Source organism: Bradyrhizobium sp. LTSP849 (assembly GCF_000938255.1).
Taxonomy (GTDB): domain Bacteria; phylum Pseudomonadota; class Alphaproteobacteria; order Rhizobiales; family Xanthobacteraceae; genus Bradyrhizobium.
In genome coordinates this window covers 311,965-324,129 of record NZ_JYMR01000052.1, presented here as the reverse complement: position 1 = coordinate 324,129, position 12,165 = coordinate 311,965, and the positions used below count along the sequence as shown (strand labels likewise).

Below are 12,165 nucleotides of genomic sequence, written 5' to 3'. Positions count from 1 at the left end.
CTTACCTGTTGAACCGGATGTTCTGAAGTGTCGTGAGCATGTCGGTATCCAGGCCGACCGACGCCGAGGCGCCGCCGATCAGGACCAGCGCCGGGTTGGTCGAAGTGTCGCTCTGGGTCTGGGTCGCGTCCCACATCGCCGCGAAGCGCTGCACGAATTTGGTGACCTTGGTCGGGTCCTGGAAATCGGTGAGATCGATCTTGTCCGTGATCATCTTGGCCTGGGCGTCGATGTCGGACGAGCTGATCGTCGCCGACCAGCCCATTGCGGTCTGGACCACCTGGGTCAGGGCCTTGTCGGCGAGGATCTGGTAGGGGCTCGTGATCGAGGAGGCCTTGCGCGTGAAATAGAGTGCGAGCCGCAGGCCCTCGTTCTGGTCGCCCGCGTTCTGCTCCATCGTCTGCGTGACATATTGGGTGGCCGTGCCGGTCGTGGCTGCGGTGGTCTGGGTCGCGTTGGCGCCGTTGGCGGCGAAATTGAAGGCCGTGGCGAAGTCCCGGTAGCGGGTGTCGCTCAGCTTGTTGGCGAAGGCGTCCTTGTCCGTGACGCCCTCGGTCAGCACCTTCCGCATGAACGCCTTGGCATAAGTCATGTCGCTGAGGCCATAGGCCTTCATTGCGTAGGAGTAGAGCCGATAGTCACCCAGGAAGTCGTCGATCGTCTTCACGTTGCCGATATGGCTCAGGAAGTAGTCGGTGTCGCGGCTGACGTCCGGCTCCTGCGCCACCTGCGTCATCGACTTGCCCATGTCCTTGGTCAGTCTGGTGTAGTCCGCGATGGTGGATAGCATGGCACGCGCCCCTCTGGCCGCCGTTGCGACATCGTCCCAAGCTGCCGCCAATTGCTTGCGCGGGGCTGGCGACGCCGAAGCCAGCCTCGCGCAAGCGTCGCCGGCTAGATATTCCCGATGGGATCGGTGATGGAGCGGCGCGTTGGGCAGTTTCGTGGGGATCGTCATCACGGTAGCGGCGCTGCTTGGCGGTTTTGCCGCCATGGGCGGGCATCTGGGCGTGCTGATGCAGCCGTGGGAGTTCGTAATCATCATGGGCACCGCGGCCGGCACCTTCATCATGGCCAATCCATGGAAGGTGGTCGTGGATACCGGGCTTGCGTGCATGCAGGCCGTCACCGGCGCGGTGCCCGGTGAGCGCTATTACCTCGATCTGCTCGGCGCGCTGCATTCCCTGATGCGCGAGCTGCGGGGCAAGGGCCGCAACGAGGTGGAAGCGCATATCGACGACCCCCAGTCCTCCGAGATATTCAAGGCGTTCCCGAGTGTGCTCGGGGATGCATCGCTGCTCCAGTTTATCTGCGACTATGTCCGCCTCATCATCATGGGGAATGCGCGCACGCACGAGATCGAGGCGCTGATGGACGAGGAAATCCACACCATCGTGAAGAGCAAGCTGTCGCCCTATCATGCGCTCGTGGTGGTGTCGGAGGCGCTGCCGGCGCTTGGGATTGTCGCCGCGGTGCTTGGCGTCATCAAGGCCATGGGTGCGCTCGACCAGTCGCCGAAGCTCCTGGGCGGCTTCATCGGCGCGGCGCTGGTTGGCACCTTCGCCGGCATCTTCCTGTCCTACGGCATAATTTCCCCCTTCGCGATGAAGGTCAAGATGACGCGCGAGAAGCGCTGCCGGCCCTACATCATCGTCAAGCAGACGCTGCTTGCCTTCATGAACGGCGCCATGCCGCAGATCGCCGTCGAGCACGGCCGCAAGATGATTGCCAGCACCGAGCGGCCGTCGATCGACGTCGTCGAGAACGAAACGATTGCCGGGCCGAAGGCTGTCGTGACTGAGGCCGAACCGAAGGCTGCACGCGCATGATGATGGAAGACCTCGACGTCGATCAGCGGAAGCAGCTGCCGAACTACCTGCTGGATGCGGCCGGCATCTCGATCGAGCGTATGCCGATGCTCAATGTGATCTTCGATCGCATGGCGGCGTCGTGCATCGACAGCCTCCAGCCGATGGCGGGTACGCCTTGCTACTTCTCCGTCAACGGCATCACCAACGGGCGCGTCGGCGACATCATCAAGGACTACGAAGCCAATGCGGTCGCGGCCGTGCTCTACGCCGAGCAGTGGGACTCCAGGATCCTGATGGTTCTGGACCGCGATTTCGTCTTCACGATGGTCGAGGCGATGTTCGGTTCGGACGGCGCCGAGCCGCCGATGGACGTCGAACGCTCCTTCTCGAACATCGAAATCCGCCTGGTCCAGGCGCTGTTCGAGCGTTTCGCCAAGGCGCTGCAATCCGCGTTTGCCGGCACCTCCAACGTGACCTTTCGCGTGGAGCGGGTCGAGACCGCGATGGCCTCGCTGGCGATCGGCCGGAGCGGCAACATGTCGATCTGTGCCAACATCATGTTGCAGGCGCTCTACCGCGGCGGCCAGATGTTCCTGATCATTCCGCACTCCGCGCTCAATCCGCTGCGGCAGAAGCTCGCGACCGTCGTCGTCAGCGACGGCCGTGCGGCCGATCCGCGCTGGCGCGAGCAGATGGAGAGCGAGGTTCACCGGACCGAGGTGACGTTGAGCGCCGTGCTCGACGAGAAGATGGTGTCGCTCGGCGACGTCGTGAAGTTCCATGTCGGGCAGGTTCTCGAGCTCGAGGCGACGCCGCGTACGCTGGCGCGGCTCGAAAGCAACAACCAGGTGCTGTTCTGGTGCCAGATCGGCCAGCTTGATGGCTATTACGCCATGCAGGTGGCAGATCCCGTCGATCAGAAGCGGGAGTTCGTCGATGATATCCTATCTCGTTGATGCCGTGCTGTTGATCGCACTCGGCTTCACCAGCATACGGGTGACCAAGATGCACCGCGAGCTGGCGCGGCTGCGCAGCTACCAGGGCGAATTCTCGACCATCGTCCACGAGACGGCAGGCGCCTTCGATACGGTCATCACTGCGGCGCACGACTCCACTGCGAATCTCGGTCGGCTCGCCAACGTGCTGAGCACGAAGATCGATCAGGCCCACGAGGCGATCGCGGCGCTCGATGCGCGAAGCGGGCTCGCTCCGGCCGCGACCGCGAACGGTGCCGACGCGAACAAGCATTAGAATCGGGACGGACAGAAATTTACCATCGGAACGTCGCGGCGCTCCGGGAGCGGAAATACCAAGAGGCGATACCAAATGGCGCAATCCTTCGACTATGAATCTGCATCTGCATCGGGAGATACCGATACGTCTCCGCTGGAGCGGCTGGCGGAGATTGCCGCGCGCACCGCGGAGGAGACCGGCAAGTTCGCCAATGTCGATGCCATCCTGCGCATCCCCGTCACCATGCAGGTGGTGTTGGGCTCGGCGACCATCCCGGTGGCGAATTTGATGAAGCTCGGTCGTGGCGCCGTAGTCCCGCTCGATCACCGGGTCGGCGAGCCCGTCGACGTCGTGGTCAACGGGCGCGTTGTCGCCCGCGGCGAGGTCGTCGTCGTCGAAGAGGACAATTCCCGCTTCGGCGTCTCGCTGACCGAGATTGTCGGACCGCTGGGGCAGGGTGATACCTGACCATGGCGGCACAGGTCGGCATCGCTCCCATCAAGCAGCGAGGCGTTGCCACGCTGGGTGGAACGGAAAAGGTCGCGGCGCTCCTGCTGGCCATGGGCCGACAGGCGGCTGCGAGTGTGCTCCAGCAGTTCGAGCCGCAGGAGATCCGTATCGTCACCAAGGCCGCAGCCGAGCTGCGGCCGATCACCGCGCAAGAGCTCGAGGGGATCGTCGAGGAGTTCGCGCAGCAATTCTCGATGGGCGCCAACATCCTCGGCACCCTCGGTGGCCTCGAGGCCGTGCTTGGCGACGTGCTTCCGGCCGACCAGGTCTCGGCGATCATGTCGGACCTGCTCGGCAATTCGAGCCGATCGGTCTGGGACCGCGTCTCGTCGGTGTCGGAAAACTCGCTCGCGAGCTATCTCTCCAAGGAACATCCGCAGACCGCGGCGCTCATCCTGTCCAAGGTCAAGCCGTCCTGCGCTGCCAAGGTCATGAGCCAGTTGCCATCGAGCCTGCGCAACGAACTGATGCGGCGCGTGCTCAGCCTCAAGCCGATCGTCGACGATGCCATGAGGGTCCTCGAGAAGACGCTCCATGAAGATCTGACGCTGAACTTCGCCCGTAACCTCGGCGCGGACACCTACGCACGTGTCGCCGATATCATCAACAAGATGGAGCGCGGCCACATCGAGGACATGCTGAAGAGCCTGTCGGAGAAACGGCCGAAGTCGGCGGAGGTACTGAAGGAACTGCTGTTCACCTTCGACGACGTGATCAATTTGACGCCGAAGGCGCGCACCATGATCTTCGATCAGGTGCCGACCGACCGCATCGTCATCGCCCTGAAGGGGACCGACAAGCACTTCCGCGAGTTGATCCTGTCCTCAGTCGCCTCGCGCGTCCGTCGCGTCGTCGAGCACGAGCTGGCCATCGGCGAGCCGTCGAACCAGCGCGACGTGCTGGAAGCCCGCCGCGTGATCACCGACCTCGCGCTCGACCTCGCAGAGAAGGGTGAAATCGAGCTCAACCCCGAACAGGAGGATGAGCTGGTCTTCCGCTGACCGCTGAACGGGCATGGCAGAATCATCCGACCAGGAGAACAAGACAGAAGAGCCGACCGAGAAGAAAGTCCGCGATGCGCTCGAACAGGGCAAAATTCCGGTCTCTCGGGAGGCCTCCATTTTCGCCTCGATGGCGGCGCTGATGGTGATCCAGATGTTCCTGATCGGTCAGGGCGTGCAGCAATTGACGCCGACCCTGAAGAGCTTTCTCGACGATCCCGATGGCTTCCGTCTCCGCAACGCGGCGGACGCGCAGAACCTCCTCATTGTGGTGGGCCTCGAGGCATTGCGATTCCTGGTGCCACTGGTCGTCACCATGGCCGTGTTCGGATTGGCAGCGTCGCTGTTGCAAAACGCGCCCACTCTAGTGCTCCAGCGCATCATGCCAGACCTTTCGCGAATCTCCCCAGTGAGCGGGTGGAGCCGGCTCTTCGGTTCTCAGGGCCTCGTGGAATTTGCAAAATCGCTCTTCAAGCTGGTGTCGGTGACCTCAGTCGTCGCCTTCGTGCTCCGCTCGTCGGAAGCGAGGGCGTTCGAGGCGATGTACACCGATCCCGTGGCGTTGCCGGAGATGATTCTCACCATCGCAATGCGGATCGTCTCGGCGATCTGCATCGCGACCATCGTGCTGGTTGCGATCGATCTCGCCTGGGCGCGCTTCCACTGGCGGCGCGAACTGCGCATGACCAGGCAGGAGATCAAGGACGAGCACAAGCAGGCGGAAGGCGATCCGCTGATCAAGGCGCGACTGCGTTCGCTGGCGCGCGATCGGTCTCGTCAGCGGATGATCGCCTCCGTGCCGCGCGCGACGCTGGTGATCGCTAACCCGACGCATTTCGCGATAGCGCTGCGCTACAACCGCGAAGAAAGCGCGGCGCCGCTCGTGGTGGCCAAGGGCATGGACGTGATTGCCTTGAAGATCCGCGAAGTCGCCGAGCAGAACAAGATCCCGGTGATCGAGAACAAGGCTCTCGCGCGCGCCCTCTACGAGGCGGTGCAGGTCGACCAGGTCATTCCGTCCGAGTTCTTCCGGCCCGTCGCCGAAATCATCTACTTCCTCCAGTCGAAGCAATCGCCGCGAGCTGAGAAGGTTCAGTAGATTTCCGAGGACGGCGTCCCCTGCATCAGCCTGGGGAAAGCTTGCAGCCCTAGGGTTGTTCCGAACAGACCAGAATGGGACTGCCGTGGGACCGCTTTATCTCTTCGAACTCGCATCGTCGCAGGCGCGCTGGCTCGAGCTTCGTCAGTCGACCATCGCCACCAACGTCGCCAACGCCAATACGCCGGGCTTCAAGGCGCGCGACGTCGAGCCGTTCAACAAGGTGCTCGACGGAATGCCGGTCAGGCTTGCGACGACATCGCCGACGCACATGCAGCTCTCCCCGACCGAGACCGACACGCGAGCGACCGCAAAGAAAGATAGTTGGGACGTCGTCCATTCCGGCAACTCCGTCAGCCTCGAGCAGGAGATGATCAAGGGCAGCGACGTCAACCGCGACTACTCGATGAATTCGGCGATCGTGCGGTCGTTCAACCGCATGGTCCTGAGCAGCGCGAAGACCTGAGGTGAATTGATATGCTGGATGCTCTACAGGCTTCACTGACGGTCGCAAGCTCCGGGCTCGAGGCGCAATCAACCCGCATGCGCGTCGTCTCCGAAAATCTCGCGAATGCGAGCTCGACCGGACGCGCCGCTGGATCGGATCCCTATCAGCGCAAGACGATCACCTTCGATGCCGCAATGGACCGGGCTTCGGGCACGCAGCTGGCGAAGGTCAAGGAGATCGGGGTCGATACCACGCCTTATCGCGTGGAGTACGATCCGGGACACCCCGCCGCCGACAAGGCCGGCTACGTCAAGATGCCCAACGTCAACATGATGATCGAGATGGCGGACATGCGGGAAGTCAACCGGTCCTATGAAGCCAATCTCCAGGTCGTGAAGCAGGTGAGATCGATGCTCGGCATGACCATCGATCTCCTGAGGAGCTGACAATGTTAGAGGCGATTTCATCCACCGCGATCACCGCAGGACAGGCGGCGTCGCGCGCGACCGAAACGCAGGCCATTGCGCCTGCGGCGACGCCCACGGTCCAGTCCGGCGACGACGTCGGCTTCGATTCCGTGATGAAACAGGTGACCACCGATGCGATCGGTACGCTGAAGACCGGCGAGGCGGCGTCGATCTCGGCGATGCAGGGCAAGGAATCGACGCGCAAGGTCGTCGAGGCGCTGATGTCGGCCGAGCAGGCCTTGCAGACGGCGGTCGCGGTTCGCGACAAGGTCGTGCAGGCCTACCAAGAAGTCGTTCGTATGTCGATTTGATCTGAAGGAATGACACTGTGAAATCGCTCGCCATCGCGGCCACGGGCATGAATGCCCAGCAGACCAATATCGAGGTCATCGCGAACAACATCGCCAACATCAACACGACGTCGTACAAGCGGGCGCGTGCGGAATTCACTGATCTGTTCTACCAGATGGACCGCATGCAGGGCGTCGCCAACGTCAACGGCTCCTCGCCGATCCCGGAAGGCGCCAATCTCGGTCTCGGCGTCAAGTCGGCCGCCATCCGCAAGCTGCACATCCAGGGCGCGCTGACGCAGACCGGCAATCCCTACGACATGGCCATCAACGGCCGTGGCTGGTTTCAGGTGCTCGGTCCGAACAACGAGGTGCAATATACCCGCGCGGGCTCGTTCAACACCAATGCCAACGGCCAGCTCGTCACGATGGACGGCTACCTGCTGGATCCCTCGATCACGGTGCCTCAGAACACGGTGCAGGTCACGGTCAACCAGACCGGACAGGTGTTTGCCAAGCTGGACACGGAAGTGAACCCGCGGCAAATCGGCCAGCTCAATCTCGCCAACTTCGCCAACGAGGCGGGCCTCGAACCGCTGGGCAGCAATCTCTATCGCGAGACCACGGCGTCGGGCACACCCGTCGTCGGGCTGCCGGGCGATGCCGGCTATGGCAAGATCAATCAGCAATATCTCGAGGCCTCGAACGTCGATCCCGTCAAGGAAATTACCGAATTGATCTCGGCGCAGCGCGCCTATGAGATGAATGCCAAGGTCATCCAGGCGTCGGATGAGATGGCGCAGACGGTGTCGAAGAATCTCAGTCGCTAGTTCCGGTGTGTCGATGTTGAACAGGGTGGGCCTGATCGCGCGCGGGTTGGCCGCCGCGCTGCTGGTTCTCGTCTCCGCGCGGCTCGCCGCGGCGGACGAGCGCCGGCTTCCCGTGCCGGCCGTGTCGATCCGCGCCGGCGACCTGATCAGGGACGACATGCTCACCGAGCGCGCCTTTGCGCCGAACGTGCTCGGCGTCGCCATGTTCATCGAAGGGCGTCAGGTTCTCGTCGGCCGCATGGCGCGGCGGGCGCTGCTACCGGGCCAGCCGATTCCGACCAACGCGGTGGAGGATCCCTGGACTATCGCCCGCGGCGCCATGGTCAAGGTCGTGGTCGAGGACTCCGGCCTGTCGATCGTGACCTATGGCGCTGCCATGCAAGCCGGTGCGCCGGGCGCGCTCATTACGGTACGGAACACCGATACTGGCGTGATCATCAGGGCCATCGTCCAGCCGGATGGTACCGTCAAGGTCGCGGACGGGTCATGACCAGATTCCTGATCGCGCTGCTCCTCATCGTTTCCGCCGCGAGCGCCCAGGCCGCCGTCCGCATCAAGGATATCGCGGACATCAAGGGGCTGCGCGAAAATCAGATCGTGGGTTACGGCCTCGTCATCGGTCTGAATGGTACCGGCGACACGCTGCGCAACGCACCGTTCACGGAGCAGTCGCTCCAGTCGATGCTCGAGAACATGGGCATCAATGTCAGGAACGATACCACCAGCACGACCAACCCGACGCGGCCGACGACGCTGCGCACGCGCAACGTCGCCGCCGTAATGGTGACGGCGGACCTGCAGCCCTCGATCGGACCCGGCGAACGGATGGACGTGACGGTGTCGTCGCTGGGAGATGCGACTTCGTTGCTCGGCGGCACGCTGGTGATGACGTCGTTGCGCGCGGCTGATGGCGCAGTCTATGCAGTGGCGCAAGGAGCGGTCACGGTCGCCGGTTACAGCGTCGGTGGCCAGGCCCAGAATGTCAGCCAGGGCACGCCGACCGCGGGCCGCATTCCAAATGGTGCGCTGGTCGAGCGCGAGGTGCGGGGAAGTCTCCATGAGATGGAATTCCTGGTGCTGGAGCTCAAGAATCCCGATTTCGTCACCGCAACCCGAATCCTCGACGCCATCAACCGCTATGCCGGCGGCCGCTACCGTGCCCAGATCGCCTTCGAGCGCGATTACCGGACGGTCGTCTTGTCCAAGCCGCGCTACATCGGCCCGGTCCGCTTCCTCGCCGAAATCGGCGAGCTGACCGTCGAGCCCGACACACCGGCACGGGTGGTGATCAATGAACGCACCGGCACGGTGGTGATCGGACGTGACGTGCGAATCTCGACCGTTGCCGTCACCCACGGCAATTTGACGGTCCGCGTCACGGAGATGCCGGTGGTGTCGCAGCCGGCACCGTTCTCGCAAGGCCAGACGGTGGTCGTGCCGCAGACCGTGGTCGAGGCCAATGAGGCCGGATCGCAGGTGGCGATCCTGAGCGGCGTCGATCTCCAGCGCCTCGTGCGCGGGCTGAATCAGATCGGACTGAAGCCGTCCGGCATCATCGCGATTCTCCAGGCGATCAAGACGGCTGGCGCGCTCCAGGCTGAAGTCATCGTCCAATGATGCACAAGCGTCGTGCAAGCTTGGTCGCTCAATGCTCTGGTCCTGACCGAGAATCGCACGCGGCCCGATGTTGAAGCTGGATCACAAAGCGCAAGTCCTCCTCCTGGTCGCAGTGTCCACGCTGGCGAGCGCCTCGCCCGTGCTGGCACTGGACGAGGCGAAGCCGTCGAAGCCGCTCAACCTGCTCTCCTTCGCGCGCGCACGTGCACCCGGGCCGCAGAAGCCGAACGCACCGGTCACGTCGATTCCGAGCGACAATGCACGGGCAACGGCCTGGGCGGCCGAAGACTCGGGCCCTGCGATCACCGGTGCGGTGCCGACCTCGGAGATGCCCCCTCCGGCGCCAGCACCGGCACCGGTGCGCCCGGCCAAATCCGGCAGCGTCACGGCGCCGCCGAAGCCGGCGCCAGCCCAGGCCGCCGCGCCCGCGGACAACGAAGTCGCGCTGTTCTGTAGCAACGTCGCTGATCCCGCCGTCGACGCCAGGCTGGCCTGGCAGCTGAAGGAACTGGAGAAGGCCGAGACTCAGCTGCGGGAGCGGATTGCCGAAGTCGAGGCCAAGCGGGCCGAATATGAGAAGTGGATGGCGCTGCGCGACGACTTCCTGAAGAAGGCCGAAGCGAGCGTCGTCGAGATCTATTCGCGCATGAAGCCGGACGCTGCCGCCACCCAGATCGCCGGCATGGCGGACGAGACGGCCGCCGCCGTGCTCGCAAAGCTCAGCCCGAGGAGCTCGAGCGCGATCTTCAATGAGATGGAGACGGCGCGCGCGGCGCATCTCGCCGATCTGCTTGGCGGAATGCGTCGCGTGGATGACGGAAAGACCAAGTAGATGAAGAAGCCGATCCTCATCCTGTCGCTCGTACTGTCGCTCGTGTTTTTGGCTGGATGCTCCCATGATCCGGCAGAACTCCTGACCGGCCCGAAACTGTCGCCCGTGGGCAGCGGGCTGAGGACGCCGACCGATCCGATCCCGGTGACGCCCCGCATGCACACGCCCGTCAGCTATCGCTCGACCTGGGATGACGGCACTGATCTTTACCGCGATCCCCGTGCCCGGCGCGTTGGCGACGTCGTGACGGTGATCATCTCGATGCAGGACAAGGCCAAGCTCGACAACAAGACGGACCGCTCGCGCGATTCGCAGATTCAGTTCGGGCTGAACTGGCTGATGGACGCCGCAGGATGGCAGGACAAGGGCCAGACCAATGCCAACCTCAACACCAACACCCAGATCAAGGGCAACGGCCAGATCGATCGCTCCGAGGACATCAAGCTTTCCATTGCCGCCATCGTCACCGATGTGTTGCCGAACGGAAATATAATGATCAGCGGTTCGCAGGAGTTCGGTATCAACACGGAGATGCGCGTGCTCAACGTCGGAGGCATCGTGCGTCCACGCGATATTTCGCGAACAAACACGATCTCCTACGAGAAGATCGCCGAGGCGCGCGTGTCCTATGGCGGTCGCGGAAATCTGTCTGACGTGCAGCAGCCTGGATGGGGACATCGGATCTATGACGCCGTTGCACCGTTCTGAGGCTCAAGTGTCGCGGGGGCAGGGGGCGTCATGCGCCTGATCGCCGCCATCGTCGTGCTGACCCTGATCGCGATTGGTGTGGGCGCGGTTGCGGGCTTGCACCTGCTCGCGACCGCCGAACGCGTCGCCGACGCAAGGAAGGGCGCCACGCCGCCGCCGCTGGCGTCGAGCTACGCCGGCAGCGCCCGGCTTCGAAAGCTGTCTCCGATCGTGACCAACCTCGGCGCGCCGGCGAACAACTGGGCCCGGGTCGAGGCCTCCATGGTGACCGACAGCATGAGTGACGAGGACGCCGGTATTCTCGCCGCCCATATCAGCGAGGACATCGTCACGTACTTGCGGTCCGCGACGGTCACGCAGTTCGAGGGGTCGCGCGGGCTCCAGCATCTGCGCGACGACCTGTCCGAACGCGCCAACATCCGCTCGTCCGGGAAGGTCCGGGAATTGATCATTGAGACGTTGGTGATCCAGTGAAATTGAGAGTCTTGCTGCTCGCGTTGCTGCTGGTCGTACTGCCTGAGGTGGCGTTCGCCCAGATTCCCGACCTCAACTCGCTGCTGCCGCCGGGCAACGGCTCGACCAGCGGCCGCATCATCCAGCTGATGGCGCTGCTGACGGTGCTGTCGGTCGCACCGGGGCTGCTCATCATGATGACCAGCTTCACGCGGTTTGCCGTCGCGCTGTCGTTCCTCCGCGCCGGTCTCGGCCTTCAGACGACGCCGCCGAATCTCGTTCTGATCAGCCTTGCGATGTTCATGACCTTCTACGTCATGGCGCCGACTTTCGACCGCGCCTGGGAGACCGGCGTCCAGCCATTGATGAAGAACGAGATCTCTGAGGAAGAGGCTTATCTGAAGATCAGCGACCCGTTCCGCGAGTTCATGCTGGCGCATGTCCGCGATAAGGACCTACAGACCTTCGAGTCGCTCGCCGCGGAAAGCTTTCGCAGGAAGTTCGACGACAAGCGCATCGACATGCGCGTCATCATTCCGGCCTTCATGATCTCCGAGCTGCGGCGCTCGTTCGAGATCGGATTCCTCATCATCCTGCCGTTCCTGGTGATCGACATGATCGTGGCGACACTGACCATGTCGATGGGCATGATGATGATGCCGCCGACGATCCTCGCACTGCCGTTCAAGATGCTGTTCTTCGTGCTGATCGACGGCTGGAATTTGCTGGCGTCAGGCCTGGTGCGGTCGTTCTCGTAACAGCCGCAGCTCGGTCGACGGGCTGGTTATGGTTAGCGAAAAGTAATATTAACCATATGATATCGCTACGAAATTCAAGCTGATCTTAATCTGCGAGCAAGTTTCGGC

General features: G+C 63.2%; 17 protein-coding genes. 16 read left to right on the top strand and 1 reads right to left on the bottom strand.

All coding sequences use genetic code 11. From position 1 onward, the window contains the following. Position 1 precedes the first annotated feature (1 nt). Entirely contained in the window at positions 2–790 is a 789-nt protein-coding gene (locus tag UB31_RS32305; RefSeq protein ID WP_045013743.1) for a DUF1217 domain-containing protein, read from the bottom strand. A 142-nt stretch (positions 791–932) separates the two neighbouring features. Here UB31_RS32305 and motA point away from each other — a divergent pair, with 142 nt between their 5' ends. The 16 genes from motA to fliP all read left to right on the top strand — a co-directional run bounded on the left by motA (position 933) and on the right by fliP (position 12,057). Beyond that, the gene (gene motA / locus UB31_RS32300; protein ID WP_045013742.1) at positions 933–1,829 is read left to right on the top strand and encodes a flagellar motor stator protein MotA; all 897 of its coding nucleotides are present in this window, start codon (positions 933–935) and stop codon (positions 1,827–1,829) included. Further along, the gene (locus tag UB31_RS32295) at positions 1,826–2,767 is read left to right on the top strand and encodes a flagellar motor switch protein FliM (RefSeq protein ID WP_045007727.1); all 942 of its coding nucleotides are present in this window, start codon (positions 1,826–1,828) and stop codon (positions 2,765–2,767) included. The genes motA and UB31_RS32295 overlap by 4 nt, the downstream gene beginning before the upstream one ends. Continuing rightward, entirely contained in the window at positions 2,748–3,062 is a 315-nt protein-coding gene (locus UB31_RS32290; RefSeq protein WP_045007726.1) for a hypothetical protein, read from the top strand. Before UB31_RS32295 ends, UB31_RS32290 begins: the two co-directional genes overlap by 20 nt. Before the next feature lie 75 nt (positions 3,063–3,137). Next, the gene (fliN, locus tag UB31_RS32285; protein ID WP_045013741.1) at positions 3,138–3,512 is read left to right on the top strand and encodes a flagellar motor switch protein FliN; all 375 of its coding nucleotides are present in this window, start codon (positions 3,138–3,140) and stop codon (positions 3,510–3,512) included. A gap of 2 nt (positions 3,513–3,514) precedes the next feature. Continuing rightward, positions 3,515–4,555 carry a flagellar motor switch protein FliG gene (locus UB31_RS32280; protein WP_045007724.1) on the top strand — a complete coding sequence of 347 codons (1,041 nt, stop codon included), beginning with the start codon at positions 3,515–3,517 and terminating at the stop codon, positions 4,553–4,555. A 13-nt stretch (positions 4,556–4,568) separates the two neighbouring features. Beyond that, a complete protein-coding gene (flhB, locus tag UB31_RS32275; protein WP_045013740.1) occupies positions 4,569–5,654 on the top strand; it encodes a flagellar biosynthesis protein FlhB in 1,086 nt (361 codons plus the stop codon). 85 nt (positions 5,655–5,739) lie between these two features. Beyond that, on the top strand, positions 5,740–6,120 hold the full coding sequence (gene flgB, locus UB31_RS32270; RefSeq protein WP_045007722.1) for a flagellar basal body rod protein FlgB: 381 nt from the start codon (positions 5,740–5,742) through the stop codon (positions 6,118–6,120). Between the two features lie 11 nt (positions 6,121–6,131). Next, positions 6,132–6,548, top strand: coding sequence for a flagellar basal body rod protein FlgC (gene flgC, locus UB31_RS32265; protein ID WP_045007721.1), 417 nt, complete (start codon positions 6,132–6,134; stop codon positions 6,546–6,548). Positions 6,549–6,550: 2 nt separating this feature from the next. After that, a complete protein-coding gene (fliE, locus tag UB31_RS32260) occupies positions 6,551–6,880 on the top strand; it encodes a flagellar hook-basal body complex protein FliE (protein WP_045007720.1) in 330 nt (109 codons plus the stop codon). A gap of 17 nt (positions 6,881–6,897) precedes the next feature. Further along, the gene (flgG, locus tag UB31_RS32255) at positions 6,898–7,689 is read left to right on the top strand and encodes a flagellar basal-body rod protein FlgG (RefSeq protein ID WP_045007719.1); all 792 of its coding nucleotides are present in this window, start codon (positions 6,898–6,900) and stop codon (positions 7,687–7,689) included. Between the two features lie 13 nt (positions 7,690–7,702). After that, positions 7,703–8,179: a flagellar basal body P-ring formation chaperone FlgA gene (gene flgA / locus UB31_RS32250; RefSeq protein ID WP_045013739.1), complete on the top strand. Its 477-nt coding sequence runs from the start codon at positions 7,703–7,705 to the stop codon at positions 8,177–8,179. Beyond that, positions 8,176–9,306: a flagellar basal body P-ring protein FlgI gene (gene flgI / locus UB31_RS32245; protein WP_045013738.1), complete on the top strand. Its 1,131-nt coding sequence runs from the start codon at positions 8,176–8,178 to the stop codon at positions 9,304–9,306. Before flgA ends, flgI begins: the two co-directional genes overlap by 4 nt. A 67-nt stretch (positions 9,307–9,373) precedes the next feature. Beyond that, positions 9,374–10,138 carry a MotE family protein gene (locus UB31_RS32240; RefSeq protein WP_045013737.1) on the top strand — a complete coding sequence of 255 codons (765 nt, stop codon included), beginning with the start codon at positions 9,374–9,376 and terminating at the stop codon, positions 10,136–10,138. Further along, entirely contained in the window at positions 10,139–10,846 is a 708-nt protein-coding gene (flgH, locus tag UB31_RS32235; protein WP_045013736.1) for a flagellar basal body L-ring protein FlgH, read from the top strand. Between the two features lie 30 nt (positions 10,847–10,876). Further along, positions 10,877–11,320: a flagellar basal body-associated FliL family protein gene (locus tag UB31_RS32230; protein WP_045007714.1), complete on the top strand. Its 444-nt coding sequence runs from the start codon at positions 10,877–10,879 to the stop codon at positions 11,318–11,320. After that, complete coding sequence (gene fliP / locus UB31_RS32225; RefSeq protein ID WP_045007713.1) at positions 11,317–12,057, top strand: flagellar type III secretion system pore protein FliP; 741 nt, start codon at positions 11,317–11,319, stop codon at positions 12,055–12,057. The genes UB31_RS32230 and fliP overlap by 4 nt, the downstream gene beginning before the upstream one ends. Positions 12,058–12,165: the final 108 nt, after the last annotated feature.